Source organism: Niallia sp. 03133 (genome assembly GCF_052663225.1).
In genome coordinates this window covers 215,373-235,791 of sequence record NZ_JBQTCY010000007.1, presented here as the reverse complement: position 1 = coordinate 235,791, position 20,419 = coordinate 215,373, and the positions used below count along the sequence as shown (strand labels likewise).

Genomic DNA, 20,419 nt, shown 5'->3' with positions numbered 1-20,419 from the left:
ATTCCTCATTAATTTCGACAATTTCTCATATCATTTCCCAGGAAACGTTATTAATCTACAAAATGTTTATTAATTATATAAATAGCTGCAATGCTTGTCCGATTATAGGCTTTTAACTAATTTTCTTCGGATTAATTCGATCTTTTTTGATATTTTTATCATTAATTTTGGGTTCTTTATGATGTATAAAATTAATGATATTAGAACGATGCAAGTAGATCAATAAAAGTAAGTAAATAACAAAAATTAGTTCATTTCTCCATCCTGGCTCTATTAATGAATATAATAGTAAAACTATTCCTACGGATATGCTGCCAATAAAAACATATTTCGTAATGAAAATAACTAGAATAAAAGTTATATAAGCAATAACCAGCATCCAAGGATTTGCGATAAGCAATGTCCCGGCAGTCGTTGCAATTGCTTTTCCCCCGCGAAATCTTGCGAATATTGGAAAACAGTGGCCCAAAACTGCAAGAAGGCCCGTGTAGAACGGATCCAAATCTACTTGTAAAAGGTAAGGGAGGGATGCAGCAAGCGCTCCTTTGCCTATATCAATGAATAGAACAGCTAGACCTGCCTTTTTCCCAAGTACTCTAATGGAATTGGTTGCCCCTGGATTAAAGCTTCCATGGTTGCGAATATCAATTCCGTAAAAGACTCTCCCTATTAATATGGCGGTAGGAATCGATCCGATAAGATAGGATGCAATCAGTATAACTAGCAAAGGCATTCTCCTTTCTCCTATTATTAAAATCTTTTATTTTCATTATATGCTGCAATCAAACTATAATTGTTTCTTTTATTTGTCTATTTTTTATCCCACTCTTAACGGGCAGTAAGACCCCCACCTCGGGGATGCTGAGGAATCGAGGAAGCTAGGTGTTGAAACTCGCCCGTAAAGGTCCGATAAGTTCAACTAACCATCAGTGGGGGATGAAGAAAACCCCACTGATGGAAAGGTTCACTTTATCCTGGCTCAAATAATAGTTGTCCAATAGTAAGAAAACTAGAAAGAAAAAAGGGAAGCAGCAAGCAGCACAGCTTTGTCTTCCACTTTTTCTTTATTAACTCTATTTTGCAAATGATCTCCTACTGTAGCCCCTCTATTTTTAATTGTTCAACAGATGATATTATTTCATCTGTATCCATATATTCAAGTGATACTTTCATTCCTTTGTCCACAAAAACACTGTAAGGAAAATCGGTGCTGGAAACCTGGAAAATTTTATCCTCTCCATCTAGCATAAATTTTACAATAGTACCGTTTTGTTCTTCTGCTTTATAAGCATAACGTACAGTTCCGGATATTTTTTTATAATTAGCGATATCTGTTGGAACGGTTTTATCATTTTTCAGCTGTGTGGCAAGTGCATATTTATATTCATTAAACAATTTTGCTTTTATATTGCTGTAGCTGTAGATTTTTTCATCCTGCGCATGAATCAGCATCATTTCTCGCAATACATTATTGCTGTCCATAAGCGGAACAACCCAAGTAAATTGGCCATAAATCGTATAAAGAAGCGGAGTTCCAGCTTCATATTTTTCTGCTCTAAATGTTTTTTCTGCTACGTTAATGGCCGATTTTCCGTTTAAGGAGCCATTTGCTTCTGTATAAAAAGTTAATTTCCCTGTCCGTGCATTTAACATCGAATAGCCTACCATCGAGCCGCTGTTTGTTTTCGCTCGAGTAAAATCCGTAAACCAGTTTAATTGAAGCTCCTTGTTAAATACCCCGTTTACTTCATCTGTATCATCCCATTTTGTCGGGACAATCATATCTTCCTTTGAAAAGACAGTATTCCAAAAGCCATGAACATATTTTCCATACCATTCGTTCCAATCTTCAGCGACACTTGTCGGAATGACATGATCAATATAATCAGGGATATTTTCCATCGTATAGCTGTCTATTTGACCAGTTTCAGGATCCACAATATAAATGCCTTTTATATCCACCATTTGACGGAATTTATGATAATAGCCGTAAGGAATAACATAGTATGGTTTGTCTTGATCATCTGGTTCAAAGCTTGCTTCTAATAATATCGTATCTTTATACTTGCTCCGTACATGTCTTTTTACATCTTCTTGAAAATAAGCGGACGGAACATATTTCATAGAGGCTTTTACTAATACGGCATCTTCATTTTCGTCTTCTGCGCTCATTCTAATATATCCTGGGACACTGCTTCCTTTGCTCCATTTGAAGAAGCCAGTATATTCAATCGGCGTCACCCAGTATAGGTGGCTGTTAATTTTTTGCAAAGTGGAGTCGCCAAGGTCATAGTAGGAAGAATGAGCAAGCTCCCCCAATTTCTTTTCGCTTCTATATCTGGCATAGCTTTCAGGAACCACTGCGATATGCTTCTCGTCCATTGATTCCTCTTCGCGGCTGGCAACCGTTGTTTTATTGGCAACAAATGCATATTTATCATTTGCAATCGTAAGAGGATATATAAACTGTAAATAAACAAAAATTACAAGCAGCAGAATACTAGCTGCACCAGAAACTGCATATCCTTTTACCCGAGGATAAAATAGGTCGCAAAATAAGAAAAAAGCCAAATAGAGCAAACCAAATTTTATGAATGCTTGTACCGAATAATCAATTAACTTGAAATAGTCTAATAGAAAGATAAAAGCTAATCCAAGAATAAAACGGAAAATTTGAGAAGAAAGAAAGCCTTTTTTTTGATAATACGTTTTCCATACAAATGGATTTAATGTTAATGCTAATACAGCAAATAAATAAATCATTGTTTCTCCTTTCTATAACTGTTTTAACGTTAATACGTGCTTCATTGTAAATAGTTTCAATTTAAAAACTTTAGAGATGTATCAAGCTGATAAAAAGCAATAGGTGCAGTCACTTCCGTATTATATTATATAGCATCTATCCTTGATGTCACTTCCAGCAAATATACTTGTTAAAATGAAATATTTTTTAAGAAAATTAAATGGCAGAAACAGTGTGAAATTGAAAGTTGTCTTCTTATCTATACATGATAAGATAATAGAGTATTTTACAAAAATGATCGATTATGCATACAAAATTAAAACTTTCTCTCTTTATAAAAATTTTTTTCATTAAGTGTAGGGATTGTCATTTTCCGATCGTCTATTAGTATGTAAAGCCGGTCTGGAAAGGGGGAGAGAAGGATTAATGATCAAGTTCTTATTGAAAAAATAATAGCTGGAAATGATGATGCTTTTCGATTATTAGTTGAAAAATATCGAAATGATTTATTTCGAGCTATTTATAGTGTCCTTAAAGATCAAAAAGAAGCAGAAGATGCTTCTCAAGAAGTCTTTCTCAAAATCTATACTTCTCTCCCTAAATACGAGAACCAAGGCTTTAAAACATGGATAACAAGAATAGCCGTAAATCATGCAATCGATGTAAAAAGGAAGCAGCAAAGAAGAAGAGAGGATATCTCAGAGATAGTTGAATTGGATTTGCAGCATTCAAAAATAGAAGAGGTAGAAACAGAAGTTGTCAATCGACAGCGGCGGCTGCTGGTTCGAAAAAGATTGGAAGAAATGCCTGACAATTATCGGGATGTTATTTATGGTTATTATATTGCTGAAAAAAGTTATCAACAAATGGCCCTTGAACAAAAAGTACAAGTGAAAACGATTGAAACGAAGCTTTATCGGGCAAGAATTTGGATGAAAAAGCATTGGAAGGAGGAAGACTTTTTATGACAACACATTATTCTTTTGAACAGTGGTTGAAATATGTAAATGATGAGTTAGTGGAAAAGGAACGAATTCATTTAGAAGATCATCTTTATACATGTGATCAATGTCTTGATTTATATGTAAATGCTGTGGCCGAACAAGAAACGATGCTTCCTGCTATCTCAGATGAAACTGCTTTTACCGACCAAATTATGCGGAAAATTTCTAATGAAGAGGTTGAAACAATACTCGAAGTAAAAGAAAAAAAGAAAAAGTCTTTTTATCAATCCTCTATTTTCCATTATACTCTGGCAGCAGCGGCAACAATATTTCTAATGTCTACAGGGGTTTTTCAATCCATAATTCAACATACCGAAACGATTCAAAAAGCAGAAATCCCATCAAAAAAGGAATCTGCAGCCGTTGGATTTGTAGATAAAACTTTTTCTTGGATGTATGAATTAGAAGGCAGCAAAAAGGAGGAAAAGAAGTAATGAAAAACCCGATTGTCGCATTTTTATTAGCGTTTTTCCCAGGAGGTGGCTTGTTTTATATCGGGAAGAAGGTGAGAGGCTTTTTATATGGTGCAGCTGTTTTAGGATTAGCTTTTTTATCGATTCTTCTTGCTGTATCAGGATCATATATAGATGGAGGAATAATTATCTTTATCGTATTATTTGGCTTTACCATTTATATAATCAGCCTAATTGACACCTTCATCACAACAAGCAGGTATTTAAAGAGAAAATTGCCTACTGAAAAAATAGATATAGATGGAGAAGCAATTTTAGTAAATACAATAGAATCTGAACGTTTTTATACGATTGTTCTTTCCTTTATTCCCGGGCTAGGACATATTCAATTAGGGTTAATGTACCGTGGAATTACATTATTAACCTCCTTTTTAGGACTTGGGATTATGGTGTTTTTTGTTACATTTTTAACAAATCGAAGTGAGTTTTTAATATTTATGGCGATTCTGCCAGTAATATGGGTTTACGGCTTTTTTGACGCAATGCAGCAATTTACCAAGAAGCAAAATGGAGAAGTTTTAGTGGACCAAACAATTTTTCAAGATTTTGAAAAAAATAGAGAAGACGGCAAAAAAAGTAAAGTTATTGCCACTTTTTTATCTATTTTCCCTGGAGCTGGCCATTTATATTTAGGCTTGCAGCAGCGTGGGATTCAATTAATGGCAGCATTTTTATTCTCTGTTTTCATTTTAAATGAATTACGATTAGGAATTTTCTTATTTTTAATTCCGCTCATTTGGTTTTACAGCTTTTTTGATGGATTACAAAAAGCATCAAAAGCAGGAGAAGAGCAGCCATTACAGGACACACCAGTCATCTCCTATTTAATTAACCATCAAAAATGGATTGGTATTGGTTTAGTGCTGCTTGGAGTATATTATTTATTTTCTAATATCGTCTTGCCTGCATTAGCACCAAAACTAAATAATCTATATAATATCGATCTGCAATTTTTATTTTATCAATATTTCCAAACAGGACTTGTTTGCCTCATTCTCATTTTTGGAGGAGCACGTTTATTAATGGGAAAGAAAGAAAAAAATAAATAAATTATTACGAAATTTCAAGAAACGCTTGCTTTGTTTGATTCCGATTCTAAAAAGAAAAAAAGAACTAGAGGAACGTATTTTCATAAAGTAAACTTCCATCAGTGGGGGTTTTCCTTATCCCCCACTGATGGTTAGTTGCACTTATCGGACCTTTACGGGCAGTTATCCCCCGCCTATCTTCCTCGATTTCTCGGAATCTTGAGGCGGGGGTTTTACTGCCCGTTAAGAGTGGGATAAATGGCAAGCGTTTCGTTCTAACTAATAATTATCTAAATTTTAACATATTATAAAAGTTTTAATATAATATAATATAATACAGCTAAAGGAGGCAAAAAATGAGAACATGGCGTGTTGGTACTTTTTCAATGGGGCTGTCACTTCTTTTTCTTGGTATCTTTCTATTGTTATCGCAATTTTTAAATTGGGAATTGACTACTGTATTAAAAGTCTGGTGGCCATTCATTTTGGTTGTACTTGGAATCGAAATACTTCTATATTTGTTTACAGCTAAACAAGAGAAGCCATATTTGAATTTCGACTTATTCAGCATTATTATAGTCGGTTTAATCGGAACAGCTGGGATAGCAATGGTATTTCTGCAATCTACTGGCTTGATTACTGCTTTGGAAGAGGAATTTACAAAAGAAGAAATAACAATGGAATTGCCATCATTTGATTATAAATTAAAGAATGAGATAAAGAGAATTGTGGTGGATACGGAAGGGCAGAGAAGTCCTATTGCGATTGAGGGAACCAATGAAAATAAGATCTCCTTATTTGGTACATATCGTACAGTTAGTACAGATAATAAAGTAATATTAAAAAAACCGAAAGATTATGTCCTAGTAAATGAAAAAGGTGATACGGTTTATATCAATCTAAAAGATTTGCCAATTCGTTCAAGCGGGTTTTCATCTTCTTATTCTACCATCCAATCAACCATTCTAATTCCTACAGATGTAAAAGTTGAAATTATAGGCGAAAATGATGATTTATCCATTAATCCCCGAAATCTGCAAACGGATTGGAGTATATCGAATGCATCTTCCCTTGATTTAACCCTAGCAGATACAGACAATGTTCAAGTAATTGTCAAAAACACAGAAATTTTAGATGGTGAAAACGTTATTTGGAAGAATACCAATACAGTTAAGGAAGATTCAGATGAACTGGATGCCATAACAGAAGCAAGCTATGTAAAAGGCAAACAGAATGCTGTCATCAACATAGTTAACAGTGGGAGTTTAAACCTAATAAACCAATAAAATAGAGAAAGTTGGGCATCCAAAAAGTGATGCCCCCTTTCTTTGTCCAAAACAGCAGTGCAGCGCCTCTAAAGTGATTTAATCAAACGTTTGTTTAAAATTTTTGACAGGAAAAGTTCCTCCTAAATAGGCGGAAAAAATGGCTTGAAGGTGGTTTTTTTAGATGGACAGAAAAAATATGTTCTTTTTTATTTTCACAGTAAAGAGCCTTATTAAAAGAATAACCTTCATCTTCAAGCATTTGAGAGTATTTTCTAACGGTGACTGGTTCTATTGAAAGTCGCTTTGCAACATCTTTACTGGAATATGTTTTTATATCGTTTTTCAAATCTATTACCTCGTTAAAAAACATTTGATATGAATCTTAGAAATGCCTTTTTTAATCTTTAATTAACGGGTTCAATAAAAAAATAGGGAGGAAATGTAATGAGAGTTAATCCAAAAGAATTTTTTATTGAAAATTTCAGTTATATTGTAAGGTCTGTACTAGAAAAGGATGCGAAAAACTTGTCTAAAATAAGATTGCAGATAGATGGTGAAACAGAAAATTTAGATAGAGAAAAGGGCGAGGCATACATAGATGAATCAGATTTTAAACAAATAATAAGGGATGATACAGAAAGTAGTAGTAACTTATTTTTAGTTGTTGAAGTTAATAAGAGAATTGTAGGTTTTTCCAGATGTGAAGGGAACAAATTAAAAAGATTTTCTCATAAAGTAGAATTTGGTGTCTGTGTCTTAAAAGAATATTGGGGATATGGAATAGGAAAAAACCTTCTAAAAGAATCTATTCATTGGGCTGACTTAAATGGAATTAAAAAAGTAAATTTGAGTGTTCTCGAAACTAATGACAAAGCTATAAAGCTATATGAAAAATATGGGTTTGAAGTAGAAGGTATTTTAAAAAAGGACAAAGTTCTATCTGACGGGAATTACTATAACACCATTTTAATGGGAAGGTTTAATGAAAAGGGTTAGAGGACAAGGCTATAGTACTCGTAAAAGAAGTGCTGTCATATTTGGCGATTGTCAACCGAAAGCGGACCGAAGGGAGCATTAAGGAATTGACAACCTCTCTATGCCAATACCCTTTTGCATTCAAACAAACACGGTTGAGAAAAGAAAGAAAAGGGAATAATGGAGAAGAAAATAAATGTTTATTATGTTTATCCCACGCTTAACGGGCTGTAAGACCCCCACCTCGGGGATGCCGAGAAATCGAGGAAGATAGGTGGGGGATGACAGCCCGTAAAGGTCCGATAAGTGCAACTAACCACCCATCAGTGGGGATGAGGAAAAACCCTCACTGATGGAAGTTTACTTTTTAAAAAGAAGCATCACTGATTGCTTCTAAATATTGCCTAAAGATATAAGTATCGTATATGATGTAAATTGGTAGTATGGATCGAAATCTTGAAAAATAGGATGATGGATATGAAACGGGCTAGAATTATATATAATCCTACTTCAGGTCGTGAAGCTTTTAAGAAGCATTTAGCAGAAGTGTTAAAGAAATTAGAGAACGCAGGATATGAAACATCCTGTCATGCAACAACCGGACCTGAAGATGCTACAAAGGCTGCAAAGATCGCAGTAAAGAGGCGTTATGATCTAGTGGTTGCAGCTGGTGGAGATGGCACCATTAACGAAGTAGTAAACGGATTGGCAGAACAAAAATACCGACCAAAACTAGGAATTATTCCCGTAGGCACTACAAATGATTTTGCAAGAGCTTTACATATTCCAAGAGATATAGAAGCTGCTGCAGATATTATAGCAAAAGGCGATACCATTCCAATGGATATTGGCAGAATTAACGGCAAATATTTTATTAACATTGCTGGCGGCGGTCATTTAACAGAGTTGACATATGAAGTGCCAAGCAAACTAAAAACAATGTTGGGACAACTTGCCTATTATTTAAAAGGTATTGAAATGCTCCCTTTTTTAAAGGCGACAAATGTTAAGATAGAATACGATGGAAAACTGTTTGAAGGGGAAGTTATGCTCTTTTTAGTCGGGTTAACCAACTCTGTCGGCGGATTTGAGAAACTGGCTCCTGGTGCTTCTATTAATGATGGGCTGTTTTCCCTGCTTATCTTAAAAAAAGCAAATCTGGCAGATTTTATCCGTATTGCTACACTTGCTATCCGCGGAGAGCATGTTAATGATCCGAACGTTATTTATGCAAATGCCAATCATATAAAAATTACATCCAATGAAACGGTGCAATTAAATCTTGATGGCGAATTAGGAGGAATGCTTCCGGCAGAATTTGTTAATTTATATCGCCACTTTGAAGTGTTTGTTCCAATTGATCAGATTCGGGATGAAGATAATCCGGAAAAGATTACAATGATCGAGAAATAAACCCCTAGAATGAGCTGTAAGAAAAAATAGCTCATTCTTTTATAGTTAAAAGACAAGCCCCGGCTGTACATTCAACAAGCTCCTTCATAAAATACTTCCTAAAATAGAAGCCTTTTTAATAGAATTTATGTTACAATTTTCTTCGTTGTCTCTTATTATGGAAACCAATATGTAAAGGAAGAAGCATATGAGTCGAACATTACCTGTTCAAAAGAACGATATTATAGATATAATTTTTGAAGATTTAACGCATGATGGCTCCGGCGTGGCAAAGGTGGATGGCTATCCTTTGTTTATACCCAATGGGCTGCCAGGAGAAAAAGCTACAGTAAAAGTGGTGAAAACAAATAAAAATTATGGATTTGGCCGTTTGCTGGAACTGCAGAAAAAAAGTCCATACAGAGTAGAAGCGCCATGTCCTATTTATAAAGAATGCGGAGGCTGCCAGCTTCAGCATTTAAACTATGAAGGGCAGTTGCAAATCAAACATAAACAGGTGCAGGATGTATTAACGAGAATTGGCAAAATTAATACGACTGTACATCCAACGCTCGGAATGAAAGAACCTTGGCGCTACCGAAATAAGGTTCAGGTTCCTATTGGCGAGCAGGAAGACGGCCTGATCGGAGGTTTTTACCAACAGCGCTCCCATCAAATTATCAATATGGAAGAATGTCTTATTCAACAAGAAGAGAATGATTATGTAATTAAAAAAGTAAAAGAAATATGCAATAAATATGGTGTGAGTGCATACGATGAAGGCCGGCATAAAGGCGATTTGCGTCATATTATGGCAAGGCGCGGTTTAGTGACGGGAGAAATGATGGTTGTATTGATAACCCGAACAAATGAGCTTGTGAATAAAAATAAAATAGTGGATGAAATAGCAAAAAGCATCCCTGGATTAAAATCAATTATCCACAATGTGAATAACAAAAAAACGAATGTTATTATGGGCGATACAACAAAAGTGCTTTGGGGAGAAGAAACGATTACAGATTATATAGGCGACGTGAAATTTGCCATATCAGCTCGCTCTTTTTATCAAGTAAACCCAGAGCAGACAAAGGTTCTTTATGAAAAAGCGCTTGAGTATGCAGGATTACAAGGAGAAGAAAGCGTTATTGATGCTTATTGCGGCATTGGAACCATTTCTCTTTTCCTTGCCAAAAAAGCGAAAAAAGTATTTGGCGTCGAAATTGTTCCACAAGCAATAGACGATGCCCACAGAAATGCCAAACTAAATAATATCCACAATGTGGATTTTGCCGTTGGAGAAGCAGAAGTAGTTATTCCCAATTGGTATAAAGAAGGAAATGAAGCGGATGTATTAGTAGTAGATCCACCTCGGAAGGGCTGCGACGAAGCGTTGCTGCAGACAATTATAGAAATGAGACCGAAAAAAGTAGTGTATGTATCCTGTAACCCAGCGACATTAGCAAGAGATTTGCGTGTTTTGGAAGACGGAGGCTACAAAACACTTGAAGTGCAGCCTGTGGATATGTTTCCTCAGACGATGCATGTGGAGTGTGTGGCTCAATTAAAGTTGATTTAATCAGGTGAAAAATGAGAGCTAACTAATAAAGGCAGCATCATTTCTCGATATAGAGAGATGATGCTGCCTGTTTAATTCAAGAGAACCTTTTTGTATTTTCAAAATATAGGGGTTTCTTCCTATTAGGTCAATATGAGTATTTTTTACGTATTGATCTAATTGTACTTTCGTAACTCTTCTCTATTTTTGTAGATTTTTAGGGGAATAAACACCTGTAGCCTATTCAGGTTTTCATAAGATAAATTTAATTAATTAACCACTCTCTCCAAATCCTTCGTTTTTAAAGGCGGAACTCTTCCATATGTCCCGATTCTCCATAACCATTCAAGCGGACCAAATTGGTATTGAGATAGCCACCATTTACTGAAAAAGATTTGCAGCGTATAAAAAGCAAAACAATAAATAGCGGATTGCCATAGCGTAATTTCAGCCGTATTATCAAATAAAAGAGCGAATAAGGTTGTAGTTACAACGGTTTGACCTAAATAATTCGTTAAAGCCATTCGACCTACGTATCCAACAGGAGACAAGAACGCTTGCCATCTTTCTTTTTCAAGCAATAATAATAATGTAGCCACATAAAAGATCGATAATGTTTTCCCGCTTGTTATAACATAAACATAGCTTTCCATCGAGTTATAGCTTGTTGGAGTAGATTGGACAAAAAGCATGATCCAGCTTGGGATGGTTAAAAGGAACGCGATTATCTGAATTGTGCGGATGTTTTTTCTTAACTCACGCACACGCTGGATAAGTTCTATTTTTCCTACAAACAATCCTAGTAAAAATAAGCCTGAAATTTCTGGGAAAAGAACAATATTAGAAGGAACATGGTACTTCAAAAAAAAGAGTATTCTATTATATGCATGCTCAGACCAGCCATCAAATTGATTAAAGGCTGGAACGATGAAGCTGACGGATTCGGTTGTCTCTATGAATGAACCTAATATAGCAAGTAGCTCAGTTAGCATCAACAGCACAATGGACCAAATCAAAATCGTTTTGGGATTCCGTTTATAAAAAAGAAGCAGCCAAAATCCTGTAAAGGCATATGTATTCAAAATATCCCCATCCAAAAAAAGACAATATGTATGAAAGCAATTAAAAGTAAAAGGACTTTGAAAACTCTTTTCTAAATAGTTCTTAATGGAAGTGATATTTTAAATGGAAGCGTTCATTTTATCTTCGAGTCTCAGTAGCGTTATGGTCTGGGAAAGGCATTGTAGATTTAGAGATATATAGTATTTTAAGAGGAGATTATGGTAAATAAATAAGAAAAAAGTTTGTCTTTCATATGAAAATATGGTGGACTTACAGCATTCCTGCTAATAGATTCTTAACAAGAAAGTAAATTTGTTATTGAATCCTATGTTTTATCATGCTAGTATAAATGAAAATGAAATATTCCTTTAATTACGGTACAGAGAGACCGAAAAGGACCGCTGGATAATTTTGTTGTTTTTTATCTTAGTATACTTATGTCCTTTTGTCCTCTAAGACAAAAGGATTTTTTATTTTGTGCAAAAGAGAAGCGCTAATGGTTGGAGAAGTGATGGAAGTGGGAGTAAGGTTTTACTATATTCTTTAAGTTTTTCGCTTCTTTTAAACAAATTTATATTAAAGCTCTTTTAAATGAAGTCCAGTGAGGCTTGAAAAGAGAATGGGATATTTTATTATTATTCATGATATATCTTCATTCCTTCACAAGGTAAAGAGAATTTAGTACAGGAAGAATATACTGGAGGGTGGAAAAACGTGAATTATCGTAATAAAACAGTTACGGCATCAGTTGCAGGTTTAACATTAGAGGGCATGGATATTATGTTTATCTCTTTTGCCATGTCTATGATTATTGCAGAATTTAAGATTGATTTAACTACAGGTGGACTTATTTCTTCTATTACCAATATCGGTATGCTTATAGGCGGCGTTATTTTCGGTATCTTAGCTGATAAATTTGGGAGAGTGCGAGTTTTTACGTATACGATTATTTTGTTTGCAATCGGTACTGCATTAACGGGTATTGCAACAAATGTGGAACAAGTGTATTTATACAGATTTATAGCAGGTCTTGGTGCTGGTGGAGAGTATGGCATTGGAATGGCTCTTGTTGCAGAAGCATGGCCAAAGGACAAACAGGGGAGAGCCTCTTCTTATGTAAGCGTTGGTGCACAATATGGCGTTATACTTGCAGCACTTCTTAGTGCAGTCATTTTACCTTCATTGGGCTGGAGAGCGTTGTTTTTCGTAGGAGTGCTTCCTGTTATTTTTGCCTTTATTGTACGAAAAAATTTGGAAGAGTCACCACAATGGATTGCAAGCCAGCAGGAAAAAAATGCTGGTAAAAAACAATCGAAAGAAAAAGGGAAATTACTGCAGCTGTTTCATTCACCAAGAGTAGCCTTTACAACAATTGCATTGGCGCTCATGGCAACTGTTCAAATAGCCGGCTATAACGGTTTGATGATTTGGCTGCCTTCGATGCTTCAAAAATCACAAGGATTGTCTGTTTCTGGTTCTGCTTTATGGACAATCAGTACGGCAGTTGGAATGATTGTCGGAATGCTGACATTTGGCCGATTTATGGATAGGTTTGGGGCAAAGAGTGCCTACGGAATTTTCCTGCTTGCCTCTGCAGCAGCTGTGTTTTTATATTCCTATGCGGAAGGCAGTGCAGGTGTTTTAATTGGCGGTGCCATAGTCGGATTCTTTTCAAATGGTATGTTTGCTGGATATGGAGCATTAATAAGCAGCTATTATCCTGTTCAAATTCGAAGCACTGCTACAAATACTATTTTTAATTTTGGAAGGGCATTAGGCGGACTGTCGCCAATTCTTGTCGGATATATTTTGCAAAGCTATGATATGACTGTAGCAATGACTTATCTGGCACTTTTATATTGTTTGTCCTTTATCGTTATGCTTAGTCTAAAGGCTAAACAGTCCAATACTTCCGTAGAAAAAATTGCTTAGTCCACATTATTAAATAAGAATAATGTAAATTAAAAATAAAGGGAATCCAATATATCGTGATATTCGATGCAATGGATTCCCTTTATTCAATAGAAAGCTCGGTTTAATAGAGAGATTCGAAAGTGAATGTATAAATGTAAAAGGAAGGCTTCATGCGCTTTCTATTAAAAGTGATGAAAATGGATCCTCATCTGGCGTTTTAATTCATAGGGCTATGATAATGGATGATGCTATCTACAATTTCTAGCAAGTTGGTTTTCTGTATTAAAAGAAACTGGTAGAGGGCCTCGCTATCTTCTTTACTCAAATTCCACTCTTTAGGGATGGTTTGGATAACTTCGTAGATCGACTCGTTTGGCAAATCTACAATTTTTGCTATAAACGATGTAAGCTCATTAGGATCGAGAAGAGAAAATGCCCAGATATAAAATGGCCAATGGAAGTTGTATTCTGGCTTCTCGGTAAGCGTTTGAGCAGACCATTTGTATCGACCTGGAAAACATCTTCCATGATCAATCATATGGACATAGTAGCTGCTGTCACTTAAAGGTTCCAAAATTACATTCATTGTACCCCGATCCGTGTTATTGACCCATTGGTCGAATACAGTTATTCCTGCAAGCATATCTCGGTTTTGTATGTCTGCCCTAGTGGGAAGGTTTTGTGTTACATCCTCGAATACCAAACAGTTTTCAATAAAAACACAGCCATATTGGTATCCAGAAGAATAGTTGAATTTTTTGGAGTGTAATTCAGGAGTCTTTTTTATAAATTCTTGCGGTATATATACAAGTTCAAAGGGGATAACAGGAAGGGAAAGGAGCTCGGCTAATTTGCCGATCACATATTCATTGACCACTTCTTTTCCTCTATCTTTATTCGTACCGTTCCACTTTACGACATATTTTTTACCATCGCTGAAAAGGATAACATGAGCTGTTCCGCCTCTTAATGCTTGTACATATTTAACAGGATACAAATCCTGTTTCTCAAAGTCTACACTATTTTTCATATAACATTTATCTCCTTTACATGTGTTTGTCTTCATTATTCCTTGCTTTTTTCCTTTTTTATAATATAGATCACTAATGTATTAATCGATGACACGATGTAAGTGAATTTTGTATTCTTAAAAATGTTATGGCAGGGTATTCTATTTATCTGAACGGGATTTAAGTGAACATTTGAATGGAAGGAAGTATGGCTAATTCAACGACTACAGGTTCACATACTCTATTCTTTGTTTCTTCTTATGTCGGTTAGTTTTAATTAACGACATATATTTTACCAGAGCTAAAAGAATGGATAGCACCTAATAATCTTTCAACAATTGCTCTAATTTAACTTGATAGTTTGATTGTGCAATGAATTTCATGTTAATTTTTTTTGTTATTTTGTTCAATTAAGCCGTATAATTTTTGTTGTTCCATGATTTGCTTATTTAAATCGAATTTCTCATCAATAACCTGTCTTGCAAGCTGCGTATAATTTTTCCATAAAGATGGATGATCTAAGAAGTATTTTATCCCTTCTGCCAATTTTTTTTCATCTTTTTCCGGAGCTAGGAATCCTGTTTTTTTGTGCTCAATTAATTCCGGAATTCCTGCGTGAAAGGTGGAAATGACTGGTAAACCGCTTGCCATTGCTTCTTTTAATGAATTAGGAATGCCTTCTACATCGCCATCAGCCCCAGTTTCACTGGCAAGGCAAAAGAGATGAGCATCTCTTAACTCTTTCGAAATTTGCTTTGAATCCATTGCTCCTCTAAGAAAAACATGATTTTTTAATTGAAGTTTATCAATGAAATTTCTTATCTTTTCTTCATCTTTGCCTGCCCCAATAATATGAAGTGTAGTTCGCGGGTAATCAGCATGGATTTTTTGAAAAGCCTTCAAAAGTGTAGGAAATCCTTTTTTCTCAACAAGTCTGGCTACCGACAAGATTCTGATTTCCCCTTCCAAAGGGAGGGAACGTTCCATATATGGGTATAAATTTAAGTCCAGACCGCCATATAACACATGTATTTTGTCTTCAGGAAATCCTAATTTCTTCAATTCTTCAGCAAGAAAATGGCAAACCGCAAAATAACCAGATCCTTGTTTTACTAATGATGAATATCGCTTGCTATTTTCTTGGTATCTCTTTTCTGTTTGAGCAGAAGAATCGCGGCCTCGAAAATGGACAATCAAAGGAATATCATATTTTACAGCTGTGGGTAAAATATCGAGGGAATGCTTCCCTTGATGTGCATGAATCGCCACCACATTTTGCTCCTTAAAGAATGCTGATAAATCTTTCATTTCACTCAAATTATAATAATGTTTATACTGAAATAAATCATTGTTGCTATTTGGGAAAAATCCTATTATAATAGCCCGATACTTATTCAATCTATAGGTTTGGTTGTACATGAATCCTTGATTTATTTTAAAAGGTTCTCTAATATAAAAAGCAATTGTTTTCACTACTTTCAATCCCTTCTTCCCTCTAAAATCAAATTTTCAATAAAACTTTCTAATATTTTGCGATCTCGATAACTTAAATCTTTTGGAAAAATGGACCATTTAAAAAATTGAACCCTTTGCGTTTCGATATTATCAGGTTTTAAATCCCCACTGAGTATGTCATTTGTTACGTAAGCAATGGTAACAGGGTAGTATTCATCACCATTAGGGAGCTTCGTAAAATATTCATCACCTGAAAAAACGCCAATTAATTGAAGGCTGCCGATGTTTATTCCTGTTTCCTCCAATACCTCACGTCTTCCGGCCTCTTCTGCAGATTCTCCCATTTCTATAAAGCCGCCTGGCAATTTCCACATATTATCTGATTGTACCATCAGAAATCGGTGGTGCTGATCGATAACCAAAACGACGACTCCAGTAAGAATTAAAGGTCTAGTTCCGACGATCTCCCGTAATTTTTCAATGTATCCCATCTTATGACTCCTTTCGTGATAAAATGCCTCCTACTATTAAATTATTAAATGTAAATTATTTGTAAATTCTTCATTAATATTAGATTCAAACGGAAGTAGATTTGAAACGGACAAAGACATATATTTATACAATTTATTGAAAGAAGTTCTTTTCGTCTTAGGTTAAGAAACAGGGGAATACCCGTTTTTCTGTATAAAGATATTAATCTAGAGCAGTTAATCGAATATTTCATATTATAGAAATGGGGATTCTAAAAAGAAAAAGGTGATAGATTAGATGAATGATTTTACATTAATTAACGTTCAAAGAATAGAGAAGAACGGTAAAAAAGAACTTCTTATTGACAATCCGACCAAATTGAAACCAATTGGGGAAGGAAGCCAAGGTGCAGTTTTTCAGATTAGTGAAGATCGGTGCGTAAAAATTTATGTGAATCCAAATGCAGCAGAAAAAGAAGGGAGTGCACTAGAAGCAGCGAAGGATCTTGATATTGTTCCAAAGGTTTACGAGGTTGGCTCAAACTATGTCATTATGGAGTATTTAAAAGGCACCAATTTAAAAGATTATTTAAAGAAGGCAAAAAATATACCTGAATCGTTTACAGAACAAATCATAAGAATACGAAAGGAACTAAAGCGTGTTGGATTTATTAGGATTAAGACTTCAATTGGACATTTTATTGTTACAGAAGGAAATGTGCTGAAAGCGATTGATCATTCAGATGGCCTCACGATGAATGATCCGTATAATCCGAAGATGTTTCTTGATCTGAAAAAATTGGGTTTATTGGACAAATTCTTAGAACAAGCAAAAAAAATCGATCCAGAATCATATGAAGATTGGCAGAAAAATATTAATTTTAAGATGTTATAAAGAAAGAAGTGCATTCTTTCATTCATTTGAACCGATAAAAACTGGTTTTGGACAAGCGAGTATAACGGATTACAACAGAAATAATGAAAGGGATTGATTGCTATTACAATATTAATGGTGATAAAGAAAAGAGGGACAAAGTTAGATGACTTTCTCTAAAACAATATTAATTACGGGATGCGCAGGGTTTATTGGATTTCACTTATCAAACCGATTGCTACTAGATAATTACAATATTATTGGAATAGATAACATAAATAGTTATTATGATGTTGATTTAAAGCATGCTAGATTAAATTTATTAAAAAAGCATAAAAATTTCTCTTTTGTATTATCTTCCATTGAAGACAAAGAAGAGCTGGAAAAAATCTTCTCTCAAAATGATATAGACATTGTTATTAATTTAGCTGCGCAAGCAGGGGTTCGCTACAGTTTAGAAAATCCATATGCCTATATCCAATCAAATGTTATTGGCTTTATGAATATATTGGAATGTAGTCATCTTCATCAAATTGAGCACCTAATATACGCTTCATCAAGTTCTGTATACGGTGCTAATAAGAAAATACCATTTTCGACAAGTGATAATGTGGATTATCCGGTAAGTTTGTATGCAGCAACAAAAAAAGTGAATGAATTAATGGCCCACACATATAGTCACTTATACGATTTGCCAACTACAGGATTACGTTTCTTTACCGTATACGGTCCTTGGGGCAGACCGGATATGTCCTATTTTAAATTTACAAAGGCAATTATGAATGGGGAGAAAATTCAAGTATTTAATTCTGGCAATATGAAGAGAGATTTTACCTATATAGATGATATTGTGGAAGGAATTGTTCGTATACTTGAAAAAAAACCAGAACGAATCCAATTACCTTCTATTTCAAGCAATGCCCCATATAAGATTTACAATATTGGAAATAACAAACCGGTAGAACTTATGCAATTTATTTCTGTTATAGAAGAGAAAATAGGGGGAAAAGCGCTTAAAGAATTTCTCCCAATGCAGCCAGGTGATGTTCCCATCACATATGCAGATGTTCAGGATTTAGAAGAAGATATAGGATTTAAACCGAAAACTACCATTAATGAAGGAATTGGAAAATTCGTGGATTGGTATAAAGAGTTTTATGATTTAGATCGTGATGAAGAAAAAAACTGATTCAATTGTATAATAAGTTTTTTCAGATACAGATAATACCCGATTATGCAATTCCCCTTTTATTTTGAAAAATAATCTTCAATAGGCATTTTTCTTGCTAGCACCTCATTGTTAATAATCATTTTTCCATTATCGACAATCTTTTTCTAACTAAAAAAAGCGCAAGCGCCCTTGCTCATCGACGGAAAAAGCTGAGTTCCACAGGATGTGGATCACACAAACGAAGACATAAGGATGTGGCGTTCTTAATTTGTGTACCTTAAGTGAGATAAAGGAAACACAAAGAGCGCAAGCGTCGATGTTGACTACGCAAGCGAGCTGAGGGAAGCGTTGAAGTCGATAGGGCGCTGGAGCTAGACACTAGTCTAACTTCAAAAATTTTATACTTTCTTATCTTTCAAAAAAAAATCCAGCTTAACGCTGGATATGGGGAATGCTATATTTTCAAGGGGGAACTTGAAAAAGTTATTTGCTTACCATATGAATATCATACCCAATAATTATGACTAAACTATGACAAAATAAACACAAATTCTTTAAAACTTTATTTATGTTTTATGAATTCGATGTTTTTTGTTTAGTAGTCCCCCAAAAAGAAACCTTTTTGGGGGATACATAAAGGACTTGCTAGTTGTGTTTGAAATGTTATTTTTTTAATTTAGCCCAAGTTTTATCAAGAGCTTCCATTACTTCATCTTTTGATTTTTGGCCGCCGACATATGCCTGGATGCTTGCACCAAATTCTTGTCCAGCGCCATCAGGATATTTCATAAACTGCCAAGAATACGTTTTTCCATTTTTTGAGTATTCTTGAATAGCAGCACCTAAAGGACCAATATCTTCAGCACTTGCTTCAATTGTTTTATATGCTGGAATATATTTGAAGTCTTTTACTAATGCTGTTTTGCCAATGTCAGAAGTAACCATCCAATTTAAGAAATCCAACGCTGCTTTTTTGTCTGCAGCAGGTGCTCCTTTGTGAACAACCCAGTTTGTTGGTACATCAACCATTAATTTATCAGCTTTTGCTTTATCATCATTAAGCAGCATTGGGATATAGCCGACTTCCATGTTAGGAGAGATCTTATCTAACATAGGCTGAATCCAGTTGCCTTGTTGAATCATTGCTGCTTCACCGCTTGCAAACAATGTAACCTGTGTGTTGTAGTCTGTTGTTAAAGGATTCTTATTGCCGTATTTCAATGTTAAATCTAATAATTTAAAATAATCATTAAAATATTCATTTCCTGCAATTTTAGATTTTCCTTCATTTAATCCTTGTATAAAGGAAGGATCTGCATTATCCTGGTAGGCAAATGGAACATTTAAACCATGGTTCGCTAATACCCACCATTCAGCATAACCGTTGGAGAATGGGGTAATGCCCGCTGCTTTTAGTTTTTTTGCTGCAGCTTCTAATTCAGTGAAAGTAGTTGGCAGTTCTGTAATGCCAGCTTTTTCAAATAATGCTTTATTGTAGGCATAACCATAGCCTTCTAAATTGACAGGCTGGCCGTACAGTTTTCCATCCACTGTCATTGGTTTTAGAGCGCTTTCGTATGCATCTTTTACCCAAGGCTGATCTGATAAATCTTCTAGTTTATCCAACCAAGTTAACGCCTCTTGATAGCCTCCGTTGCCGAAAATATCCGGTGCTTGATTTGATGCAAATTTCGCTTTTAATGCGGCTGCACCATCTGCCCCGCCACCAACTGTTTCAATATTAAACGTAACGTCAGGATGCTCTTTTGTGTAGCTGTCTGTTAAAGATTTCAATTGATCGGCAATTTCCACTTTTCCGTTAAAGATATCTACTACTACTTTACCATCTTTACTGCCGCTGTTGTTTTTATTTCCTGATGTTTCATCTGAGCAAGCGCTTGCAAAAATTAGTGAAGCAGTTAGTACACCTGTTAGTAGAGAATATTTTTTAAGCTTTAAGAAACTCATTTGTTTCCCCTCCTGGTTTTAGGAAAAATTTTATATGTGGATCTCAGAGACCAAGCA

At 35.1% G+C, this 20,419-nt stretch carries 18 protein-coding genes; 10 read left to right on the top strand and 8 right to left on the bottom strand.

Features of this window, described 5'->3' with window-relative positions; translation table 11 throughout:
- Nucleotides 1-112: 112 nt before the first annotated feature.
- Both plsY and ACTYBU_RS12075 read right to left on the bottom strand, forming a co-directional pair.
- On the bottom strand, nt 113-733 hold the full coding sequence (gene plsY, locus ACTYBU_RS12080; RefSeq protein ID WP_445490013.1) for a glycerol-3-phosphate 1-O-acyltransferase PlsY: 621 nt from the start codon (nt 731-733) through the stop codon (nt 113-115).
- Nucleotides 734-1,092: 359 nt separating this feature from the next.
- On the bottom strand, nt 1,093-2,763 hold the full coding sequence (locus ACTYBU_RS12075; RefSeq protein WP_445490011.1) for a hypothetical protein: 1,671 nt from the start codon (nt 2,761-2,763) through the stop codon (nt 1,093-1,095).
- 402 nt (nt 2,764-3,165) lie between these two features.
- Here ACTYBU_RS12075 and ACTYBU_RS12070 point away from each other — a divergent pair, with 402 nt between their 5' ends.
- From ACTYBU_RS12070 to ACTYBU_RS12055, 4 genes are all read left to right on the top strand, one after another.
- Nucleotides 3,166-3,711, top strand: a complete 546-nt coding sequence (locus ACTYBU_RS12070) for an RNA polymerase sigma factor (RefSeq protein ID WP_445490090.1) — start codon at nt 3,166-3,168, stop codon at nt 3,709-3,711.
- Complete coding sequence (locus tag ACTYBU_RS12065) at nt 3,708-4,181, top strand: anti-sigma factor family protein (protein WP_445490009.1); 474 nt, start codon at nt 3,708-3,710, stop codon at nt 4,179-4,181. The genes ACTYBU_RS12070 and ACTYBU_RS12065 overlap by 4 nt, the downstream gene beginning before the upstream one ends.
- Nucleotides 4,181-5,269 (top strand): hypothetical protein, encoded by a 1,089-nt coding sequence (locus ACTYBU_RS12060; protein WP_445490008.1) that lies wholly within the window; start codon nt 4,181-4,183, stop codon nt 5,267-5,269. Before ACTYBU_RS12065 ends, ACTYBU_RS12060 begins: the two co-directional genes overlap by 1 nt.
- 335 nt (nt 5,270-5,604) lie before the next feature.
- A complete protein-coding gene (locus ACTYBU_RS12055) occupies nt 5,605-6,534 on the top strand; it encodes a hypothetical protein (protein WP_445490007.1) in 930 nt (309 codons plus the stop codon).
- 94 nt (nt 6,535-6,628) lie between these two features.
- Here the strand turns inward: ACTYBU_RS12055 and ACTYBU_RS12050 are convergent, their stop codons facing one another.
- A complete protein-coding gene (locus ACTYBU_RS12050) occupies nt 6,629-6,886 on the bottom strand; it encodes a hypothetical protein (RefSeq protein ID WP_445490006.1) in 258 nt (85 codons plus the stop codon).
- A 74-nt stretch (nt 6,887-6,960) separates the two neighbouring features.
- On the opposite strand from ACTYBU_RS12050, the gene ACTYBU_RS12045 reads away from it, so the two are divergent.
- The 3 genes from ACTYBU_RS12045 (at nt 6,961) to rlmD (ending at nt 10,459) form a co-directional block, all read left to right on the top strand.
- On the top strand, nt 6,961-7,512 hold the full coding sequence (locus ACTYBU_RS12045) for a GNAT family N-acetyltransferase (RefSeq protein WP_445490004.1): 552 nt from the start codon (nt 6,961-6,963) through the stop codon (nt 7,510-7,512).
- A gap of 456 nt (nt 7,513-7,968) precedes the next feature.
- Nucleotides 7,969-8,904 (top strand): diacylglycerol kinase, encoded by a 936-nt coding sequence (locus ACTYBU_RS12040; protein WP_445490003.1) that lies wholly within the window; start codon nt 7,969-7,971, stop codon nt 8,902-8,904.
- A 187-nt stretch (nt 8,905-9,091) separates the two neighbouring features.
- A complete protein-coding gene (gene rlmD / locus ACTYBU_RS12035; protein WP_445490001.1) occupies nt 9,092-10,459 on the top strand; it encodes a 23S rRNA (uracil(1939)-C(5))-methyltransferase RlmD in 1,368 nt (455 codons plus the stop codon).
- Nucleotides 10,460-10,707: 248 nt separating this feature from the next.
- Here rlmD and ACTYBU_RS12030 read toward each other — a convergent pair whose 3' ends face one another.
- Entirely contained in the window at nt 10,708-11,520 is an 813-nt protein-coding gene (locus ACTYBU_RS12030) for a DUF418 domain-containing protein (protein WP_445489999.1), read from the bottom strand.
- Between the two features lie 694 nt (nt 11,521-12,214).
- On the opposite strand from ACTYBU_RS12030, the gene ACTYBU_RS12025 reads away from it, so the two are divergent.
- Nucleotides 12,215-13,432: an MFS transporter gene (locus ACTYBU_RS12025; protein ID WP_445489997.1), complete on the top strand. Its 1,218-nt coding sequence runs from the start codon at nt 12,215-12,217 to the stop codon at nt 13,430-13,432.
- Between the two features lie 199 nt (nt 13,433-13,631).
- Here the strand turns inward: ACTYBU_RS12025 and ACTYBU_RS12020 are convergent, their stop codons facing one another.
- The 3 genes from ACTYBU_RS12020 to ACTYBU_RS12010 all read right to left on the bottom strand — a co-directional run bounded on the left by ACTYBU_RS12020 (nt 13,632) and on the right by ACTYBU_RS12010 (nt 16,370).
- On the bottom strand, nt 13,632-14,444 hold the full coding sequence (locus tag ACTYBU_RS12020) for a HipA family kinase (protein ID WP_445489996.1): 813 nt from the start codon (nt 14,442-14,444) through the stop codon (nt 13,632-13,634).
- A gap of 364 nt (nt 14,445-14,808) precedes the next feature.
- Nucleotides 14,809-15,897 carry a glycosyltransferase gene (locus tag ACTYBU_RS12015; RefSeq protein ID WP_445490088.1) on the bottom strand — a complete coding sequence of 363 codons (1,089 nt, stop codon included), beginning with the start codon at nt 15,895-15,897 and terminating at the stop codon, nt 14,809-14,811.
- 5 nt (nt 15,898-15,902) lie between these two features.
- The gene (locus ACTYBU_RS12010; protein ID WP_445489994.1) at nt 15,903-16,370 is read right to left on the bottom strand and encodes an NUDIX hydrolase; all 468 of its coding nucleotides are present in this window, start codon (nt 16,368-16,370) and stop codon (nt 15,903-15,905) included.
- A 277-nt stretch (nt 16,371-16,647) separates the two neighbouring features.
- Here ACTYBU_RS12010 and ACTYBU_RS12005 point away from each other — a divergent pair, with 277 nt between their 5' ends.
- On the top strand, nt 16,648-17,244 hold the full coding sequence (locus ACTYBU_RS12005) for an RIO1 family regulatory kinase/ATPase domain-containing protein (RefSeq protein ID WP_445489993.1): 597 nt from the start codon (nt 16,648-16,650) through the stop codon (nt 17,242-17,244).
- A 145-nt stretch (nt 17,245-17,389) separates the two neighbouring features.
- Entirely contained in the window at nt 17,390-18,412 is a 1,023-nt protein-coding gene (locus tag ACTYBU_RS12000) for an NAD-dependent epimerase (protein WP_445489992.1), read from the top strand.
- 645 nt (nt 18,413-19,057) lie between these two features.
- Here the strand turns inward: ACTYBU_RS12000 and ACTYBU_RS11995 are convergent.
- Complete coding sequence (locus ACTYBU_RS11995; RefSeq protein ID WP_445489990.1) at nt 19,058-20,362, bottom strand: ABC transporter substrate-binding protein; 1,305 nt, start codon at nt 20,360-20,362, stop codon at nt 19,058-19,060.
- Between the last annotated feature and the right edge of the window lie 57 nt (nt 20,363-20,419).